The organism is Acinetobacter sp. 16 (assembly GCF_033439925.1).
Classification (GTDB): Bacteria; Pseudomonadota; Gammaproteobacteria; order Pseudomonadales; family Moraxellaceae; genus Acinetobacter; species Acinetobacter junii.
Genome location: NZ_CP137746.1, coordinates 3,116,119 through 3,136,734 on the forward strand (window position 1 = coordinate 3,116,119; position 20,616 = coordinate 3,136,734).

Sequence of the window (20,616 nt, forward strand, 5' to 3'; positions counted from 1 at the left end):
ATTAGTTTGCCATTCGCTCTTATTAAAACTTACTTATTATGAAAAAGCTATCCAGTTCTGGCATTGTTCGCCCATTTTTTTTGATGCTTATTATTATCTTAGTCTCACTTCCAATGGGTTTTTATGGCATGTATCTCTATCTAGCACCCTCTTTGCCAGATATGAGCTCTCTTAAAAAAGCGCCATTATTGAAGCCATTACAGGTGTATACAGCTGATAATAAGTTAATTGCAGAATATGGTGGGAAGCTATCCATTCCAGTTCAATATGAGCAAATCCCCCCTACATTTATTCATGCTTTTTTAGCAGCGGAAGACTCCTCTTTCTTCGAACATAATGGCATCAGTTTCAAAGGTTTAGGTCGAGCACTCACTGAATCAATTACAGGTTCTGACGTGCAAACTGGTGGCTCAACAATCACCATGCAGGTTGCGAAAAACTATTATTTAAGCCCAGAAAGGACACTTAAGCGTAAGCTTACCGAAGTATTTTTAGCACGAAAAATAGAGCAAAATCTAACCAAACAAGAAATCTTAAGTTCATATGTAAATAAGATATTTTTAGGTAAAAATGCCTATGGAATTGCTGCGGCAGCCAGAATTTATTACAACAAAAATTTAGATCAACTCAGTATCGCTCAAATGGCGATGATTGCTGGTTTACCTAAGGCACCATCGAAATACAATCCAGTCGTAAATCCTGAACGTGCTTTAGAGCGTCGTAACTGGATTTTAGGTCGAATGTTACAGCTAGGTTACATCAATCAATCACAGTATCAAAAAGCAGTTGCTGAACCGATCAATCTCAATATGATTGATCGCTCTGTGAGTAATATTCATCCTTACGTCGGTGAAATGGTTCGTTCTGAACTCGTAGGACATTTTGGTGAACAAGCGATTGATTCTGGTTATAAAGTTTACACAACGATTGATAGCAACAAACAAAAATTCGCCGAACAATCCATTCAAGATGGTTTAGAGGCCTATGATCGACGACATGGCTGGCGTGGTCCTGAAGATCACGACAAACCACTTAATCAATTTATGGCTTATGCAAATACTTTTCCAGCGCAAGTAACCAAAGTAAATACCAATTCATTTGAAGCTTTGATGCAAGATGGCTCGACTGTCACCGTAAATTGGTCAGGCATGTCATGGGCACGTCCTTATCGCAATGCGAATAGCGTTGGTGGTGCGCCTTCTCGCGCATCCCAAATTGTGAAGGTAAAGGACATTATCCGCTTACGTCCTAATGAAGACAAATCAGCCTGGTCACTGGTCCAAGTTCCAAAAGTTCAAGGGCAATTAATCGCTTTAAACCCAAATGATGGCTCAATTGAAGCAGTTGTTGGCGGATATAATTTTTATCAATCGAAATTTAACCGTGCTGTGCAAGGCTGGAGACAACCTGGTTCGACCATTAAACCTTTTGTTTATGCACTCGCTTTAGAACGAGGTATGACACCCTATAGCATGGTAAATGATAGCCCGATCCGTATTGGGAAATGGTCACCAAAGAACTCTGATGGACGCTATCTTGGGATGATCCCTCTACGTCGTGCGCTTTACCTTTCTCGAAATACGGTCTCGGTTCGTTTATTGCAAAATGTAGGAATTGAACGTGCTAGACAGCTGTTTATGGACTTTGGTTTAGAAGAAGAACAGATTCCTCGCAACTACACAATTGCCTTAGGTACACCGCAGGTATTACCAATTCAAATGGCTACTGGTTATGCCACTTTTGCAAATGGTGGGTATCGAATTCAACCACATTTCATCAAACGTATTGAAGATGCAACAGGTAAAGTTATTTATGAGGCAAAACCTGAATATGCCTGCATCCCGTGTATCAACAATCCAAATGCTTATGCAGAACAACAAGCTGCAGAAGAAGCTAAAACTAAAGAGATCACTAACGAATCTTTAGATAACGCACTCGCAGCTTCAGATGCACAAACAACGACATCTTCAGTCGACACCAAAACCAATAGTGATTATCGTCAAGCTCAACGTATATTAAAATCAAGTTCAGCATATGATATGGCGAATATCTTACGCGATGTAATTCAACATGGTACGGGTCGTGCAGCGCTTAAAATTGGTCGTGATGATTTAGGTGGTAAAACAGGTACAACCAATGATGCAAAAGATGCTTGGTTCGCAGGTTTTAATGGAAAGTTAGTTGCTGTAGCTTGGGTTGGTTTTGATCAGCCACGCACATTAGGTCGTAGAGAATACGGTGGCGTTGCAGCCCTACCAATTTGGACAACATTCATGGCAAATGCACTCAAAGACACACCATCGTCATGGGTACATTTAGATAAAAATGCTAAAGATCCAATTTCACGAGATAAACTACAGATCCAATCAACTGAAGATAAAAAAGAGTATCGCGCCGCTCCACCATTGGCTCGACCATTGTATCGCCCAGAACCAGCACCACAAACACGCTCTGTTGAGAATGATTTTTCTGATTTACCAGGAACAAATGTTTCAGGTGAAGAACAAATTATTGTTCCAGCAAATAGACAACCACCTCCAATGAATAATGATTCACAAAACCCCGCGCCTAAAAAGGAACGGGATGGAATTGAAAACCTAATTAATCAAATACAATAATTCATTCGAAGCCATCAATTTGATGGCTTCTTTCTTTTCTGAAATAAATAAATCTGAAAAGCAGCCGTAACCTCAAATTCATTTTGCTGTTCTAATTGTGCTCTACGCTCAGGATTTGCCTTATAAGCATAAGGAGTCATGGCAATAAGATTCTTCAAATCTTGTTGTTCCAATCGCAGTGACGCTTCTATAACCTGTGCTTGCTTTAAATCAAATTCATCATTTAACTGATCGACGAATTTTTGTGGTTCATGCAGATTCACTTGTTCAAATAATGCTTCTCGCAATGCAAACAAGTGCTTCGGTGCAGGCGTTACTACAATCAAATATCCTTCTGGTTTTAATACCCGCCCAATTTCACTTTGCGGGATGGGACTAAAAAGACTGCTACAAACATCAATTACAGAGTCCCTCACTGGCAATGTAGCACCTGTGCCAACAACCCATGTGACTTTATTATTCAGTTTTGCAGCTCGTTGTACTGCTGTTTTTGCAATATCAACACCGATACAGACTTTTGCACAACCTTGCATTGCACTTGTGTAATAGCCTTCACCACACCCAATATCCAAAATAGAACTGGGCTGCAATGTTTGTAGCAACTCAACAACAGCGTTTTGAAGAGGTGCATAAAAACCTTTTTGCAAGAATTCACGTCTAGCCAAAACTGATTCTGCTGTATCCCCTGGGCTTTTACTATGTTTATGCTGTACCACATGCAAATTGACATAGCCTTGCTTAGCAACATCATAATGATGTCCATTTTCACATCGCCATGAATTTTCAACCAAATCCAATGAGTGTCGACAGACAGGACACATCAGCAAACTCATTTATTTTCTCCAAAAAAAAAGCTGGTATCCACCAGCTTTTTTGTGAATTTTCGCTTAACGTAATTTTAACGTCATTAAACCTAGCACAACGAGGAAAATCGTAATAATCCAGAAACGGATAACAACTTGCGTTTCTTTCCAACCTTGCTTTTCATAATGATGGTGTAAAGGTGCCATCAAGAACACACGCTTATTCCGCATGCGTAAGGATCCGATTTGCAAGAAAACTGAAACAGCTTCCATTACGAAAACACCACCCATAATAGCAAAAACAATTTCTTGTCGAACCATCACAGCAATTGTACCCAACATTGCGCCTAGTGCTAATGCTCCTACATCACCCATAAAGACTTGTGCAGGGTGCGCATTATACCAAAGGAAAGCTAAGCCAGCACCGATCATTGCTGAACAGATCACCACGAGCTCTGAAGTATATTTTACATACGGAATATGCAAATAATTGGCAAAACGAATGTCACCAGACAAATAAGCAAACACGCCTAAACCTGCAGCAACCATAACAACCGGCATAATCGCTAACCCATCTAAACCATCAGTTAGATTGACGGCATTCGACGCTCCATTGATTACCAAATAAGTAAATACGATGAATGCTAATCCAAAAGGAACAACTGAAAGTGGGATCGAAAGATTCTTAAAGAATGGAATAAGCAAATCCAGCATATTTGCTGTATGCACAACACTATCTTGTTGCTTTGCAATAACATACAACGCAACACCTGCTCCTAAAGATGCAACCGAAGTCCAAAAGAACTTCTTACGAGCAGGTAAACCAGCGTTATCTTTATAACGAATTTTAATCCAATCATCAGCCCAACCAACAGCACCAAAGACAACCATGACACCTAGGACAATCCAAACATAAGGATTTGAAAGATCAGCCCACAATAGCGTACTAATCCCAATTGAAAGCAGAATCAGGATTCCCCCCATCGTTGGCGTACCCATTTTTTTAGCATGGTTTTCTGGAGCAAACGAGCTAACTGCCTGACCATATTTCAAAGCTTGTAGCTTGCGTATCATGATTGGTCCTAAAACCAAACCAATCATAAGCGCAGTTAACACGCTCAATAACGAGCGTAATGTTAAATAACGAACAACCTGAAATGAGCTGTTATAGCCCGCCAGTTGCTCAAATAACCATAACAACATTTAGATTTTCTCCATCAAATCAGCCATCAACGTTTCCATGTGGGTAAAACGAGACCCTTTAAAGAGGAAACTCATTGACTGGGGTTGATGTGTTTGAATTAACTGAATTAAAAATGGTAAAGCTTCTGCTTGTGTCGCAAAGGCGTGTAATTTTTCTGAGTGGGATGAACCTTGTAATGCGGCATTTGCATATTCACCCACTACAACAATTTGATCCAAGGCTAAAGCAGCTAAATCGCGACCTAAATCATGATGCTCTTGCCAACTACTATCACCTAACTCACCAATATCACCCATGACCATGACCTTGAGGCCTTGTTGTTGCAAAAGCACTTGGGCAGCAGCACGCATTGAAGTAGGATTCGCATTATAAGTGTCATCGATGAACAAATGGTTTTGATGTTGAATAAAATTCAAACGCCCTTTCGCACCCTGAGCCTGTTCCAAACCCTCTACGATATCATCTAATTCGATACCAATTGCCAAAGCAAAGGCTGTAGCCGCCGTTGCATTTTGAACATTATGCTCACCAGCAAAAGGTAAATTAACTACACGCTGACCTTGTGGGGTATGTAAATTAAATCGAACAGATTGAGGCTTTAATTCGATCTGAGTCGCGTAAACATCACCACCTTGACCAAAGCTTAAATTTGAGTGTGCTTGAGCACTATTTCTAATGTTGGCAGTAAAATCATCAGCAGCAGGAACGATCGCTACTCCTTGAGGTAAAATGTGCGCATAGATCTCAGATTTAGCACGACAGATTCCTTCACGCCCTCCAAATTCACCTAAATGTGCAGTACCAATATTTAGGATTCCTGCGACATGGGGTTGAACCAAATTAGACGTATAATCAATCTCACCTTGGTGACTGGCACCTAATTCCATAACCGCGTATTGATGTTCTTTACGCAATTCAAGCAACATCATTGGGACACCCAAATCGTTATTTAAATTGCCACGTGTAATCAACGTCGGTGCCAAACGAGAGAGAATACTCCCGAGCATTTCCTTAGTTGTTGTCTTACCACTACTTCCAGTCAATGCAATCACTTTCAGATGTGCATTTTGTTTACGACGATAGGCTCCTAGATCACCCAAGGCTAAACGTGTATCTTTAACAACCAATTGCGCAATATCAACATCTATAGGATGTTCTACAATCGCAATTTGACAGCCTTGAGTCGCAACCTGAGCCACAAAATCATGAGCATCAAAACGCTCACCTTTCAGCGCAAGAAATACATCGCCAACTTCTGCATGACGTGAATCCGTCAAAATTCGCTTTATTGCACCTTGAGGAATATTGCCATGAAGCCATTCACCTTGAGTTGCTTCTTGTAATTGTTTTGGAGTCCAAGGCTCTAATGGAACTGTACTGGTCGTGGAGGTATGCATAATATTCCCTATTGCGCAGGATAAGCTGAATCTAAAACATGTGATTGTGCAGCGATTGCTGACTGTACTTCAACCACATCATCAAACCAATGTCTTACACCATCGATTTCTTGATAATTTTCATGTCCTTTACCCGCAATCACAACAATATCGCCTGCCTGTGCTTGCTTGACCACAAATTTAATTGCCTCACGGCGATCATGAATTTCATCTATTTGATGACCATCAAAATCAACACCATGCTTCATATCAGCAAAAATTTGTTCTGGATTCTCAGTTCGAGGATTATCTGAAGTCAGCACTACTGGATTGGCATGATCAAGGGCTGCCTGTGTCATCAGTGGGCGCTTTCCTCGATCTCTGTCTCCACCACAACCAAAAACAGCCCAAAGTTGACCTGTGACGTGGCGTTTCAAAGTGGTCAACACTTGAATCAATGCATCAGGTGTATGCGCATAATCCACCACAAATAAACGTTCATGGTCTTGGATCACCTGCATACGACCAGGTGCGCCTTTTAGTTCGGGTACAAATTTCACTAAGTCAGCAAGATCAAAACCTGCATACTCCGCAGCAATTAAGCTAGCTAAAAGATTTTCAACATTGAACTGACCCAGCAGTGGACTATTTACCGCATAACTTCCAACAGGGCTGATCAGCGTGAAACTTGCCCCACTCAGACGATACTGTAAATCAGCAATATGATAATCAGCAGAAGTTTGAGTTAAAGAATAAGTTAGAATTTTAGGTTGTGAAGGGTTATTTTTTGCTGCTTTTAGCATAATAGAAGCATATTGATCATCTAGATTAATCACGACCGCTTTTAAAGTAGCAAATTTGAATAACAATGCTTTAGCTTCGGCATAAGCTTCTAAAGTGCCATGGTAATCCAAATGATCTCGACTCAAATTACTGTATACGGCAATTTCGATATCACAACCATTTAAACGACCTTGCTCTAGACCATGAGAACTCGCTTCAAGCGCAACAAATTTGGCACCTTGCTGCGCATAATCATGTAATGCAGTTTGCAACTGTAAGGCATCCAAGGTCGTATGTGTTGATGGTGTGAGATTAGGTAAAATCCCATTACCCGTCGTCCCCATAACAGCACACCCCAAACCTTGAGAACTAATTAACTCAGCCACCAAACGTGAAATTGTTGTTTTGCCATTTGTTCCCGTTACAGCAACGCCCCGCAATGCTTGCACAGGCTCACTCACTTGTAGATACTGCTTTTGCCATTCACCCATCAAGTAACGCACTTGGGGACACACCCACTCATTCTTTAAGCCTAAAGCACTTTCGCTAATCACAGCCAACGCACCTGAATCTAGAGCTTTTTGGGCAAACTCAATGGTCTTTTCAGGTTGGCTATAGCTATTTAGTGCGATAAAGATCTGCCCAGAGGCTACCTTGCGGCTATCCAAACAAAAGCCATTGAATGGCTGTGAAACCCAAACCGCATCGATATTAACTGGGTGTATCTGCTGAAAAGTAATCGACATAATCTACCTACGGATTGGATTTTGTGGAGTATCAAGAGGTTTATCTAAAGGAACGTTTAATAAGCGCAATGACTCTTGCATAATTCGAGCAAAAACAGGAGCAGCAACAAGACCACCATAATAACGCCCCTGTGGATTCTCAACGACAATAATCATGGCAAGTCGAGGATCACTAACTGGTGCAACACCTGCAAACAAGGCACGATATTCATTATTGGAATAGCCTTTACGGTCTGCACGTAATTTATGTGCTGTACCTGTTTTACCACCAACACGATATCCTGGAATGTTGGCTTGTAATGCAGTACCACCTGGCATCGTCACCTGCTCTAACATCAACAAAACTTGATCAGCAATTTTAGGATCAAGCACCTGTTTTCCTTCAGGTGCTTTGTCTAACTTACGCAGACTGAGTGGCATTTCAACCCCATGATTTGCCAACATTGCATAGCCTTGAGCTAACTGCAAAATAGTCGCATTCAATCCGTAACCATAGGCCATAGTTCCTAATTGAGAAGGATTTAATTTATCTCCAGAATAAAGTAAACCTGCACTCTCACCAGGGAATTTAACGTCGGAACGATGACCAAATCCAACACGACGGAAAAATGAAGGCAGAGCGTCTTTAGGCAGAGATAGCGCTAATTTTGCGGAACCAACGTTAGAAGATTTAACAATAATACCTGTCAGTGTTAAAGCACCATAATTATGGGTATCACGAATGGTATGCCAACCTAAACGCATGGTTCCTGGCGCAGTATTTACAATCGTATTTGGTGTGTATTTACCACTTTCTAATGCTGCGGCAACAGTAAAAGGTTTCATCGTTGAACCCGGTTCGAACATATCGATCGCACCACGGTTACGCATCGCATCTTTATTGGCTAAACCATTTTTATCATTCGGGTTATAAGACGGCCAACTGGTCATTGCCAAGATTTCACCCGTTTTTACATCTACAGCGATTGCCGTCGCAGAACGTGCATTATTGGCAACACCTGCTGCAGTCAATTCACGATACATGATGTACTGTAGGCGAGAGTCAATGCTTAGTGTGATATTTTCACCAGACTCAACTTCTTTGATAACTTCTGAAACTTTTAAGCGATTACCTTTTTTATCACGGATGATTTTCTGCTCACCGTCCATTCCAGATAATTGCTTATTCAATTGCATCTCTAAGCCTTCAATCCCTTTACCTTCACTATTGGTTAAACCAATAATTTGCGCATTGGGTTGAGGTTGTGGATAGTAACGCTTATAACTTTTCTCAGCATAAACACCCTGAAAGTTACGTTTAACAATTAAATCAGCTTGTTGAGGCGGAATTTCTTTTTGTAAAACTAAATAGCGTGAACGAGGTCGATCATTCATCTGCTTTCTTAAATCTTTACGATCAATACCAACAGCATCTGCTAATTCATCTAAATTTAAGTTTTTATCAGGTAACTGGCGTTTGAGTTTACGATTAGTTGGGTCTTTTTGGAGTTCAGCTGTAATTTCATCATAAAGATGCTTCGCCTCCCAATAATCACGTGGATCAATCACAATTTTCATGATGGGTGTGCTAATCGCCAAAGGCACACCATGACGATCACTAATCACACCTCGCATTGCTTCTAGACGTTCAGTCCGCAAAATATTGGCATTGACTTTATTTTGTAAAAAGTCTTTATTAACGACCTGCACATAAAATGCACGCGCAACCAAGACAACAAAGCACAGTAGCACCGTTCCCCAAAGCAGGTAAAAGCGCCACATATCCAAAGCTAAAGTTGGCTTTTCTGAGATAGACTGCTGTTTTTTACGTATTGGTTTACTTCGCTTATCTGCCATACAGCATGCCTTATTTATCTTGCTTTGTAGTCATAGGTAAAGAAATCACAACGGTTTGCGCAGCTGGAGGTGAAAACATACGCAATTGCGTTACTGCACGTGAACCAATCTGTGCAGTTGCACCAAAGGTTTGTTGCTCGATCAGCAAACGCCCCCATTCAGCATTCAAATCGTCTCTTTCACGCATATAAGCACTCAGGTCACGATAATCATGTCGATATTCAAACACCTGAAATACCACCATCATGGCGCTGATAAATACTGATGCAACTAACACCGCATAAACAACAACTTTTTTTAGACCTTTTTTGGTGTTCGATACAACTTCGTCATCATTTTTGTTGTTCATTGTTAGCCTTTCTTTTCTAAGCGCTCTGCCACGCGCAACCAAGCACTACGCGAACGAGGATTTGCTTTTACTTCTGCTTCACTCGCACGAATACGAGAAACCTTCTTCAAACGACGGGTATCAATCTGAGCTTGAGGCATGCCCCAGCCCGTATCCTCCGCTAAAGTAGATTCTTTTTGGATAAACTGCTTAATTAAGCGGTCTTCTAAAGAATGGAAGCTAATCACAGCCAACTGTCCTTTAGGTTTGAGTAATTCTACAGCTTGCGGCAAAAATATCTCAATATCTTCTAGTTCTTTGTTAATTGCGATACGGATTGCCTGAAAAGTCCGTGTTGCAGGATGCTTATGCTTCTCCCATTTAGGATGCGCAGTTTTCACCAATTCGGCTAATTGCGCAGTAGTTGTAAGCTCACCTGCTTGTTTAATCGCTTTAGCAATACGGCGGCTATAACGCTCTTCACCATATTGATAAATAATATTCGCTAATTTTTCTTCTTCAATTTCTAGTAACCACTCGGCTGCTGTAGGACCTTTTGAATTATCCATACGCATATCCAATGGTCCATTTTGCATAAAACTGAAGCCACGCTCTGCTTGATCTAACTGAGGAGAAGAGACTCCAAGATCTGCCATAATGCCATCGACTTCAGTAATCCCAATATTTGCTAATTCAGATTGAAGATCAGCAAAACTGGCATGAATAATTTTAAAACGTGGATCTTCTTGTTCTAATTGAGCAGCAACTTCTAGCGCTTGAGGATCTTTATCAAATGCATAAACTCGTGCATTTTGATCTAATTTAGAAAGCAAAAGTTTAGTATGACCACCTCGACCGAACGTGGCATCAACATAAATGCCAGTATCGCGACCTGCCAATACGCCATCAACGGTTTCATGAAGTAAGACAGAAATATGCGACATAAGAAATGAATCAACAGCTAAAAATGTAACTGCACATTATCACCTTGTTTTATGCCAGTACCAAACGACTTTTTGTAGAGAATTCTTAACTTTCCATAGATAAAACCGTTTTCTTGTCATTTTTCATCCAATAAAAAAGCAAATACACGACATATTTGCTTTTCACGACTAACTAGAGAGCTGATATAACTTTATTGAGCTAAGGTTTCTCAGCATAAATCTGATCAAAAATCGCCCCATTCACAAAATGAGTTTTTTGCGCCTTTGCCCACCCTCCAAAGACATCCTGAATATTAAATAATTTGATCTTTGGAAACTGTTTTGCATATTTCGTAGCGACCTGTGGATTTCTCGGGCGGAAATAATGTTTTGCAGCTAACTCTTGTCCTAGGGGTGAATAAAGAAAATTGAGATATCCACGCGCTAAATTACGATTACCATCCTTTTCAACCGTTTTATCAACGATCGCAACTGAAGGTTCCGCCAAGATCGAAATAGATGGATAAACAATTTCGAATTTGTCTTTGCCTAACCCTTGTGTCGCTAAAAGTGCTTCATTTTCCCATGATAACAATACATCTCCAATTCCACGCTCTGCGAAGGTTGTTAATGAGCCTCGAGCACCAGAGTCTAAAACTTTGACATTTTGATAAAGTTTTTTTACCAACTCACGAGCTTTGGCATCATTTCCATTCGGCTGTTTTAAAGCATATCCCCAAGCAGATAAATAAATCCAACGTGGAGCACCACCAGTTTTAGGATTTGGAGTGATGATTTCAACTCCTTCTCGGGTCAAATCATTCCAATCACGAATATTTTTGGGATTACCTTTTCGGACTAAAAAAACAACAGTTGAGGTATAAGGTGCAGAATTATTTTTAAACTGTTTCTGCCAGTCTTTACGAATTAATCCTGCATTCGCAATCTCATCGATATCATTAGCTAATGCCAAAGTTACAACATCGGCCTGTAAGCCATCAATCACAGAGCGTGCTTGCTTGCCCGATCCACCATGTGATTGCTTAAATTCGACTTCCTGCCCTGTTTTACTTTTCCAGTATTTGCCAAAAGCTTGATTATATTCTTGATAAAATTCACGTGTTGGATCATAAGACACATTCAAGAAAGAAGTTGCTGCATGGGCACTCCCCCATAATCCAAATATAAATGCAACTGATGTGAATACACGCTTCATATTTATAACAACCTTATTTTTACTATTTATAGCACTATATTTTAATAAATATATTTTACAATCAATAAGTTATAATGTTTTCTTCTTTATTATTCAGTTTTTAATCTAAATCATTTTGATCTATACATTTAGATGAGGAATCGTATTAGCTTATTTAAAATTGAACGTTCTTCACGTTTTCTACATATTTGCTTGCTAAATTTGACTTGCAAACAAACTAGCCACAAGGCTATAAATATTGAGTAGAAATTTACTGGAAGTTTATCTTTTTTATGAAAAGTGTGACGTAGTTCTACTTTTTTATTAAGATTTATGTTTGAATCGTATCATCAAAGCAATAGTATAGTTGTTTAGTTAGTCTTGTAGACTCGGAAGTAATAAGGGGATGTTAGCAATGCGAGCATTAAAATTGAAAAAAACGATATGCTTAAGCCTATTTTTAGCTTGTTCAGTACAAATGGGACACGCTGCTGCTATCAAAGAAAGCAACAACATAAAAACTGTAGACAAATCTTCTTCTTTAATTGTCAAAGCGCTGGATCAGCAAAAACGTAATACATCGATGATCCCGTCGAGCAATGATGAACTTAAAATGTTGAATACGATTCGTACAACACCAACGCAAAACTTCTTTGCTACACAGCACGAACGTTTTTCACGCTTTGTTCAAACCATTTTCTAACCGCATAATTCTTAATTCTTTAAATATGTAACCCCTAACATGTTTAAATGCGCCTAGTCATTCCGTGACTAGGCTTTTTCGTTATAATAGTTTCAATTCTAATTTTAAATTCGATCACTTATGAAAGTCCGTACTCGTATTGCTCCCTCTCCTACTGGTTTCCCTCATGTAGGAACTGCATATATCGCTCTCTTTAACCTATGCTTTGCGAAACAGCATGGCGGTGAGTTTATTTTACGCATCGAAGATACGGATCAACTTCGTTCAACTCCAGAATCTGAAAAAATGATTTTAGATTCTTTACGTTGGCTTGGACTTAACTGGTCAGAAGGTCCTGATGTTGGTGGACCACATGCACCGTATCGCCAATCAGAACGTATGGGTATCTACAAACAATACGCACTTGAATTAGTGGAAAAAGGTCATGCTTTTTACTGTTTTGCGACAGCAGAAGAACTCGACCAAATGCGTGCTGAACAACAAGCACGTGGTGAAACACCTAAATATGATGGTCGTGGTTTAAAATTAACTCAAGAAGAAGTACAACGTCGTCTTGCAGCTGGTGAACCTCATGTCATTCGCATGAAAGTTCCAGAAGAGGGTGTCTGTAAAATCAATGACCTATTACGTGGTGAAGTTGAAATTCCTTGGGCACAAGTAGACATGCAAGTGCTATTGAAAACTGATGGCTTACCAACCTACCACCTTGCAAATGTTGTCGATGACCATTTAATGGAAATCACTCACGTTTTACGTGGTGAAGAATGGCTACCATCTGCACCTAAGCACCAATTGCTTTACCAATACTTTGGTTGGGACATGCCAACGCTTTGTCACATGCCTTTACTTCGTAATCCAGATAAGTCAAAGCTCTCTAAACGTAAAAATCCAACATCTATCAACTACTATCGTGACATTGGTGTATTGCCAGAGGCGTTGCTCAACTATTTAGGGCGTATGGGTTGGTCTATGCCTGACGAACGCGAAGTCTTTACTCTACAGGACATGATTGAAAACTTTGATGTGCAGCGTGTTTCACTTGGTGGACCGATTTTTGATGTAGAAAAACTCAATTGGCTTAATGGTCAATGGATCAAATCATTAACACCAGGACAACTCCTTGATCGTTTGTTGACGTGGAAGTCTGATCGCCAAACACTTGAAGATATTGCAGCGGCGATTCAGCCACGTATTAATCTTTTGTCTGAAGCTGTTAATTGGGCAGGTTTCTATTTCAACCATATGCCTCAAATCAACAAAGAGCAGTTTGAAAGCAAGAAATTGACAGAAGAACAAGTTCGTCAAAGCCTGCAATTTGCGATTTGGCGCTTAGAAAGCCAGTTCACATGGAACAATGAAACTGTCAGTCAAATTTTGATGGATTTGGCAAATCAAATGGAAATCAAACTACGTGATTTCATGCCTGCTTTCTTTATCGCAATAGCAGGTTCAACTAGTTCTACGCCTGTAATGCAAGCAATGGTGACTTTGGGTCCAGATTTAACTTTTGCTCGACTACGCCATGCTCTAGAGATCGTAGGTGCGCCTAGCAAGAAAGAACTGAAAGTGTGGGAAAAGTTAAATGAATCACTAAAATTGCCGAAAAATGATGCAAATAGTGAGACTTAAGTCCGTTTAATCATTGACGTGTGAGCGTAATCCACCTAATATTGCGCTCACACAAACTGGGGTCATAGCTCAGTTGGTAGAGCGCTACAATGGCATTGTAGAGGTCAGCAGTTCGATCCTGCTTGGCTCCACCAAACATTTTGTGTTGCCTCATCTGTCCCTATCGTCTAGAGGCCTAGGACATCGCCCTTTCACGGCGGTAACCGGGGTTCGAATCCCCGTAGGGACGCCAAATTCTTTTATCTAATAATTATATTTTTCTCTCAATCTTTCTCTTAATCAGATTGCACATTTCATAATTTTCCATAAAATAGCCGCTTCTCTATGCGTGGACAAATTGTCGTATGCAATCTTCCAACTCAAATTCGAATTCAGAATCAAAAACATTAAAACGTTCGATGAGCACGCGCCATTTAGTCATGCTATCTCTTGGCGGTGCAATTGGTACGGGCTTGTTTTTGGGTTCTGGTGAAGTAATCGCCCAAACTGGACCAATAGGTGCAATTATCGCCTACGTTTTGGGTGGATTGATCGCCTATATGGTGATGTTGTGCTTAGGTGAACTTGCAGTACACATGCCTGTCGCAGGATCATTTGGCGCATACGCTCAAAAATATATTGGTCCAGGCACAGGCTATATGATCTCATGGGTCTACTGGCTGACATGGACAGCAACATTAGGCACAGAATTTACTGCCGCAGCACTACTAATGCAAGAATGGTTTCCTCATATTTCTATGTGGATATGGACGATTATCTTTGCCGTAACTATTTTTGGACTCAACATTAGTTCAACACGCATTTTTGCTGAATCAGAATTTTGGCTGGCTTTAGTAAAAGTTGTTACAGTAATTGCCTTTATTCTTCTTGGCCTGCTGGCAATTTTTGGTTTAATCCCATTTAAAGGTTCTGAATCAGCACCTTTATTTCACAACTTAACTGCTCACGGTTGGTTCCCAGAAGGTCTTTTACCAATTTTCACCACGATGTTAATTGTGAATTTTGCCTTTTCAGGTACAGAACTGATCGGTGTCGCTGCTGGTGAAACAAAAGATCCTGCGGTGAATGTACCTAAAGCTATTAATGCGGCAATTTGGCGTCTGCTAATTTTCTTTGTTGGTACAATTATTGTGATCAGCGCATTATTACCATTCCAAATTGCAGGATTGGGTGGTGAAGGCGTCAGTAGCAGTCCTTTTGTTACCGTATTCAACTATATTGGCATTCCTTACGCAGACGACATTATTCGATTTGTCATTATCACTGCCCTTCTTTCTGCAGCAAACTCAGGTTTGTATGCAGCCTCTCGTATGATGTGGTCTTTGTCTGATCAACGTCAATTACCGAGAGTTTTTTCTAAACTGTCTAAAAGTGGCACGCCAATTATTGCACTTATCGTGACGATGTTTGGTGCTCTACCAGGATTGTTATCTGAACATTTTGCACCTGAAACGATCTTTAAAAATCTACTTGGAATCGCTGCATTTACGATGGTGATCGTGTGGATGAGTATCTGCTGGAGTCAATTTAATTTTAGACGCCAATGGTATAAAGCTGGATACACAGCAAAAGATTTAAAATTTGCTGCTCCTCTTTATCCTATCGTTCCTATTTTAGGTTTTGTGTTCTGTTTCATTACTGGTTTAAGTATGGCAGCAGATCCTGAAATGCAGGCGGGCTTTATTGGTTGTTTATTATTCATTGCGGCATGTTACTTAAGTCACTATGTCTTTTATCGTGATCAAAAATAAGATGGCAAACAAAAATGCAGCTTAAATAAGCTGCATTTTTTATTTAGGTATAAAAATCATCATCTAAATCGCATTTTATCTCTTAAATCCTTATTTTTGATTATTTATTCCACAATGCGCTTTATTTTTAAACATTCATTTATTTTTTTTAATTTTTCTTTAGAAAAGTGTTTGACACCCCACCTAATTCACCCTAATATACGCCCACCTCTGAAACGTCCCTATCGTCTAGAGGCCTAGGACATCGCCCTTTCACGGCGGTAACCGGGGTTCGAATCCCCGTAGGGACGCCAATATTTATTATTGTTTTCAGATGTATGCCTCATATAAGTCCCTATCGTCTAGAGGCCTAGGACATCGCCCTTTCACGGCGGTAACCGGGGTTCGAATCCCCGTAGGGACGCCAAATTCTAAAAAGCCACTGCATTGACAGTGGCTTTTTTCTTATTCGCTTCCAATCCCAACTTGTACTTCTAAACGACCTGATTGTACGCGCAAGCCTCGAATCTCGAATTGATCTACTAATTGCTGAACCAACTCTCGACTTTCTTGCAAAATGTTTAATCCTGGCAAAATACTAAAGTCAGTCAAACTCAATAATTTATCGACCATCCATGAACGGTTATTAATGAAATCAATAAATCCAGCTTCTTCAAGGTCGATATACCACAAGCGATGTCCCTCTTTTTGAATACCAGGTATATCGCGAACCAAGTGATTAATCAGAAATGGAATCGGTAGGGAGTTAATCAGCTCAAAACTCACGTTGCCGACACGACGTGTTGCCCAATTCGTTAAAGTTCCAGCATGGCGAACTTGCAAATCAAGATGTTCATCGACCTGACGCAAGCGTAAATATTTTTCTTGTCCTATCCGACACTCTAAAACATTGAATTCAAGCGACAGACGATACAAAAAACGACGATAGTGCCCATCCAGTTCGATATGAAAACGATCATTACCGCATTCGATTTTGATATCGTCGATTTCGGTACGGTCAATGCGTTTACGAATTTGATTATTGAGCAACATTTCAGGTAAATAAAGCGTTAAGCTACTTTTGCCTAAAGATGCTCTAGCCATTGCCAATGCGACCTGACGAGCAGCTTCACTGGTTTCCGAAACCATGTCTCGCACAGTATTGCGTACACCTTCCACACCACGTTTCGTATGATGTGTAACATGATCCAATGCATCTAATGCCGCATCCGCCACACCTGCGATATTTCGCGAGGTGTCACTAGCAAATTCAACTGCATCTTGTGCATGTTGTAATGTCTTACTGATTAGCCGACGTGATAAAGATGGTTTCGCAGTCACTTCATTGTCTGCAGGCATAATATCAAACATCGCCTTTTTATCATCTTGTCGATTCAAGATGCTCTCCCTCTTCCCTTTTTACTGGCTCAATACGAATGAGCTGCGATCTGCTTTCTGAACTTATTAGACGTTTTTAAGTAGATTAGCATGCTATCTAGAGCAATTTGCGTATTTTTGTTGCACAGAAATAAATAATCCTGATCAACATTTAGCCCTAGATGGCGTCTAAATTCTACTCCTCATCTTTATGAACGATATTCAATTCATCCTGATCGATCTGCTGTTTCTGCTGCTCCAATAAAGCCTTATATTGTGCAAGCTCCTGTTGTATCGTGGCTATTTTGCTTGGAATGTCGTTATCACTAAATGATCGACTTTCTCTTAAAGCAACCCATGCCGCTTGTAAGTTTTCAAAATCATTTGTTTTCTCAAGCTTTGCTTGCATCCATTCCATCAATCTTTGTGCTCGACTCTGTCGCTCAGATTGGTAAGCAAACAGCGCACTCCACAAAGCTTGCTCAATCGGTTGTTTCAACAATGTTTGTTGTATTTGCTCAAAGAGCTTCAATTGCTGATCACAATATACTGTGAGGATATGCTCATAAAACCAATGTGCAAATTGAGCCATCTCATCTACAATTTTCTCACGTTGCACAAACAGCTGCTCTCGATCAGGATGTTGCTTATTCAAACGGAACTCACCGAAATATGCATTGGTCCCTTGATCTAAAATAAGTTGAATATCTGCTAAATCAAGCAGCTCTCCTAGACGACGTGTTGAAGAAGCCAATTGTTCGAGCAGCTGTAGTCGAGAAAAAGGATCAGATGATGTCTCGATTGATGCAGGATCAGCTTCCATCTCTAACCAAAATTTAGTCAATAATCTTGTATCATGATTTAAATAGTGCTGAAACTGCTCTTCTCCAATCCATCGTCTGAAGGATTGTTGCAGCGTAGCAGTCCGCCCTAAACTCATTATAATTTGATCTGTACTGAGCAATTGGGGTGCACTGGCTATCACATCTTTACTCAAAGGAATATTTAAGTCTTTTGCTCCAAAAATTCCTCCTAAAGTTTTACCCAGTGAGTTTAAACCACGCCCAACATCTGCAAATACACTGGTTTCCGCACTTCGTGATTCCAAGATCGCAGATGGTAGTAACTTCGAAATTGATTGGTCTAATATTTTGTTGTAACTCTTTTCATCTATTGGCTTTTCAAATCGACACAATAAATCAATCGCATGCTCAACATCGCTAATACCTTTTTTGTACTCAGACTGGTTTCGATGAACGAGACACTCGATGTAACTATAAAAAGCAACTTCATTACGTTGTGTTGATTGTTGTGCTGCCCATTCATACAATTCGATCGCCTTTGAATATTCGGTGGCTCCAGCATATGATTTAGCTAATGCTGTAGCGTGCTGAACTGTAGGATATTGCTGGTAAAAATATCTCAATAAATCCAATTTTGGCTGTTGATCCAAACATTGATCCAATTGCCTTAAATAATGATTAATTTGTTGCTGATTAGGTTCAGTCACTAAAAAATTAAGCTGATACTCTAGACATTGTTCATACCAAGCATGTTTTCGGGCATGAAACTCATAGGCAGGGATAAATTCGTTCTCGATCAACTGAATGAGTTGACGTGTATACAGGACATCTTCCTCAGTCTCTGAATGAAACTTCCATTGCTTGGGCAAAGACATCTTAAATAAGCGCAGCAAAAAGTTAGCACTCAGATCTGGACTCTCCATACTCACCAACATCAATTTATCTTGAGTGGAAAGATGCTCTTTACCTTTTTGAATGCGTGATAAACGTAATTTTAGAATTTTAGTCGGTAACATACGTATTCTTCGAATAACTATTCAGTAACTCTTCAACTCAAATTAGCATGGCTGAATACTGCTTAGCGAATAGCTTTAGACGAAGTGCAAAATATATCAATCAAATTATTCAAACTGCTCTAGAATTGGCATACCTACAACTGAATCAGTAAATAAAACAATTTCATAGCCACAACATTTTAGCTTTTTCACAATTTTCGCTAAAATAAGCAAAACCCTATAGGATAAATCTATGCAATACCGTTGCCCTAAATGTCAAAGCGTGAAAATTATGCCTGTCAGTCAGGGTGCAAATAGCCCTCGTCCCAATGTACCTAAAAGCTTAGTACTATTAGTCCCTGCGATCTTTATTTTACTGATCCTTGTCTTAATTAGTATTGGGATGTGGATTTTTGGAAATGGTGCAGGACAAGGCTTACAAATTGCGACAGTTGCTGTATTTGCTGTGTGTGTAATTGCAGGTGTTCTATTTTGGCGTGATCTTCCTGATTTTAAAATTTCAATGCAAGCCTTTATGCAAGCGCAAAAGCATTGGAAATGTCGTGATTGTAATCACGAATGGCAGAATTAATTTAAAAAATAGAAAAGTTCACATCAGCTCAATGCTGATGTGAATGTTCTTGTTCGGCATGTTGATGCGTATGCTGGCAGTTCATTTCAGCATCATCTTCAATTTGTAATGTCACCTCAGCTATACCATGTTCATGTGCCAACATTTCGGTCGCAGCTTGATGTAATTGCTTACGATCAGCATTTGGTGCAAATAAATGTACGGTCAGATGAATATTCTTTGAGGTAATCGCCCAAACCTTAAGTTGATGAATACTCTCAACACCCTGTAACGCCAATAAGTCATTACGCAGTTTTTCAATATCCACTTCTTCAGGTACACCTTCAAGGAGAATATTGATACTTTGACGAAGCAAAATCCAAGTTCTTGGTAACACCCAAAACCCAATTGCAACGGCAATAATCGTATCAACCCAATACCAATTGGTGTAGTAAATAATGACCGCACCAATGATCACACCAACTGAGCCAAGCGCATCACTTAACACTTCCAAATAAGCGCCTTTCATATTCAAACTTTCGGCTGCACTCGACATCAAAATCTTCATAGAAATAAGATTAATGACAAGACCCAAAGATGCAACGATAAGCATACCTACACTCTGAATCTCAGGAGGTTGTGTAAATCGTTGATAAGCTTCGTAAAGGATATAGATTGCAACAAAAAATAGCATGGAAGCATTAAATAACGCCGCCAAGATTTCAAAACGCTGATAACCAAATGTGCGTTTATTATCTGCTGGACGTTTAGCGATTTTAATCGCAGCCAAAGCAATCGCGAGTGCTGCCGCATCAGTAAACATATGCGCTGCATCGGACAGCAATGCCAAACTTTGTGTAATTAAACCCGCAATAACTTCGACGATTAAAAATGTTGTTGTCAGCACCAACGCAATCGTCAATTTTTTTGCGTTGCCTTCAGTGACTACAGCATGACTATGATCATGCCCTTGATGTCCACTCATGTTGGACTCCT

At 40.0% G+C, this 20,616-nt stretch carries 16 protein-coding genes and 4 tRNA genes; 9 read left to right on the forward strand and 11 right to left on the reverse strand.

What is annotated here, in order from left to right; genetic code table 11:
• The first annotated feature begins 38 nt into the window (after positions 1 to 38).
• On the forward strand, positions 39 to 2,618 hold the full coding sequence (ponA, locus tag R2H34_RS15120; RefSeq protein WP_087539638.1) for a penicillin-binding protein PBP1a: 2,580 nt from the start codon (positions 39 to 41) through the stop codon (positions 2,616 to 2,618).
• Positions 2,619 to 2,632: 14 nt separating this feature from the next.
• Here ponA and R2H34_RS15125 read toward each other — a convergent pair whose 3' ends face one another.
• The 8 genes from R2H34_RS15125 to R2H34_RS15160 all read right to left on the reverse strand — a co-directional run bounded on the left by R2H34_RS15125 (position 2,633) and on the right by R2H34_RS15160 (position 11,833).
• Positions 2,633 to 3,451: a putative RNA methyltransferase gene (locus tag R2H34_RS15125; RefSeq protein ID WP_004964610.1), complete on the reverse strand. Its 819-nt coding sequence runs from the start codon at positions 3,449 to 3,451 to the stop codon at positions 2,633 to 2,635.
• A 54-nt stretch (positions 3,452 to 3,505) separates the two neighbouring features.
• Entirely contained in the window at positions 3,506 to 4,624 is a 1,119-nt protein-coding gene (gene mraY, locus R2H34_RS15130; RefSeq protein ID WP_004909640.1) for a phospho-N-acetylmuramoyl-pentapeptide-transferase, read from the reverse strand.
• Positions 4,625 to 6,022 carry a UDP-N-acetylmuramoyl-tripeptide--D-alanyl-D-alanine ligase gene (locus R2H34_RS15135; RefSeq protein WP_042891738.1) on the reverse strand — a complete coding sequence of 466 codons (1,398 nt, stop codon included), beginning with the start codon at positions 6,020 to 6,022 and terminating at the stop codon, positions 4,625 to 4,627.
• 8 nt (positions 6,023 to 6,030) lie between these two features.
• A complete protein-coding gene (locus R2H34_RS15140) occupies positions 6,031 to 7,530 on the reverse strand; it encodes a UDP-N-acetylmuramoyl-L-alanyl-D-glutamate--2,6-diaminopimelate ligase (RefSeq protein WP_087539640.1) in 1,500 nt (499 codons plus the stop codon).
• Positions 7,531 to 7,533: 3 nt separating this feature from the next.
• Positions 7,534 to 9,366 (reverse strand): penicillin-binding protein PBP3, encoded by a 1,833-nt coding sequence (gene ftsI / locus R2H34_RS15145; RefSeq protein ID WP_087539642.1) that lies wholly within the window; start codon positions 9,364 to 9,366, stop codon positions 7,534 to 7,536.
• Between the two features lie 10 nt (positions 9,367 to 9,376).
• The gene (locus tag R2H34_RS15150) at positions 9,377 to 9,715 is read right to left on the reverse strand and encodes a cell division protein FtsL (protein ID WP_004951532.1); all 339 of its coding nucleotides are present in this window, start codon (positions 9,713 to 9,715) and stop codon (positions 9,377 to 9,379) included.
• A 2-nt stretch (positions 9,716 to 9,717) separates the two neighbouring features.
• Positions 9,718 to 10,638: a 16S rRNA (cytosine(1402)-N(4))-methyltransferase RsmH gene (gene rsmH / locus R2H34_RS15155; protein WP_004964621.1), complete on the reverse strand. Its 921-nt coding sequence runs from the start codon at positions 10,636 to 10,638 to the stop codon at positions 9,718 to 9,720.
• 199 nt (positions 10,639 to 10,837) lie between these two features.
• On the reverse strand, positions 10,838 to 11,833 hold the full coding sequence (locus R2H34_RS15160) for a sulfate ABC transporter substrate-binding protein (protein ID WP_087539645.1): 996 nt from the start codon (positions 11,831 to 11,833) through the stop codon (positions 10,838 to 10,840).
• A gap of 457 nt (positions 11,834 to 12,290) precedes the next feature.
• On the opposite strand from R2H34_RS15160, the gene R2H34_RS15165 reads away from it, so the two are divergent.
• From R2H34_RS15165 to R2H34_RS15195, 7 genes are all read left to right on the forward strand, one after another.
• The gene (locus R2H34_RS15165; RefSeq protein ID WP_373865711.1) at positions 12,291 to 12,515 is read left to right on the forward strand and encodes a DUF4179 domain-containing protein; all 225 of its coding nucleotides are present in this window, start codon (positions 12,291 to 12,293) and stop codon (positions 12,513 to 12,515) included.
• Between the two features lie 120 nt (positions 12,516 to 12,635).
• Positions 12,636 to 14,144 (forward strand): glutamate--tRNA ligase, encoded by a 1,509-nt coding sequence (gene gltX / locus R2H34_RS15170; RefSeq protein ID WP_087539649.1) that lies wholly within the window; start codon positions 12,636 to 12,638, stop codon positions 14,142 to 14,144.
• 58 nt (positions 14,145 to 14,202) lie between these two features.
• A tRNA-Ala gene (locus tag R2H34_RS15175) sits at positions 14,203 to 14,278 on the forward strand.
• Between the two features lie 22 nt (positions 14,279 to 14,300).
• Positions 14,301 to 14,376 (forward strand) — tRNA-Glu (locus tag R2H34_RS15180).
• 112 nt (positions 14,377 to 14,488) lie between these two features.
• Positions 14,489 to 15,895 carry an amino acid permease gene (locus tag R2H34_RS15185; RefSeq protein ID WP_005403337.1) on the forward strand — a complete coding sequence of 469 codons (1,407 nt, stop codon included), beginning with the start codon at positions 14,489 to 14,491 and terminating at the stop codon, positions 15,893 to 15,895.
• 217 nt (positions 15,896 to 16,112) lie between these two features.
• A tRNA-Glu gene (locus R2H34_RS15190) sits at positions 16,113 to 16,188 on the forward strand.
• 37 nt (positions 16,189 to 16,225) lie between these two features.
• Positions 16,226 to 16,301 (forward strand) — tRNA-Glu (locus R2H34_RS15195).
• Between the two features lie 38 nt (positions 16,302 to 16,339).
• Here the strand turns inward: R2H34_RS15195 and R2H34_RS15200 are convergent.
• Entirely contained in the window at positions 16,340 to 17,272 is a 933-nt protein-coding gene (locus R2H34_RS15200) for a hypothetical protein (RefSeq protein ID WP_005403338.1), read from the reverse strand.
• A 175-nt stretch (positions 17,273 to 17,447) separates the two neighbouring features.
• Positions 17,448 to 19,070: a hypothetical protein gene (locus R2H34_RS15205; RefSeq protein WP_087540210.1), complete on the reverse strand. Its 1,623-nt coding sequence runs from the start codon at positions 19,068 to 19,070 to the stop codon at positions 17,448 to 17,450.
• Between the two features lie 232 nt (positions 19,071 to 19,302).
• Between R2H34_RS15205 and R2H34_RS15210 the strand changes: the two genes are divergently transcribed.
• Positions 19,303 to 19,641, forward strand: coding sequence for a hypothetical protein (locus R2H34_RS15210; protein ID WP_004909706.1), 339 nt, complete (start codon positions 19,303 to 19,305; stop codon positions 19,639 to 19,641).
• 28 nt (positions 19,642 to 19,669) lie between these two features.
• Here the strand turns inward: R2H34_RS15210 and R2H34_RS15215 are convergent, their stop codons facing one another.
• Entirely contained in the window at positions 19,670 to 20,605 is a 936-nt protein-coding gene (locus R2H34_RS15215; RefSeq protein WP_004909708.1) for a cation diffusion facilitator family transporter, read from the reverse strand.
• Between the last annotated feature and the right edge of the window lie 11 nt (positions 20,606 to 20,616).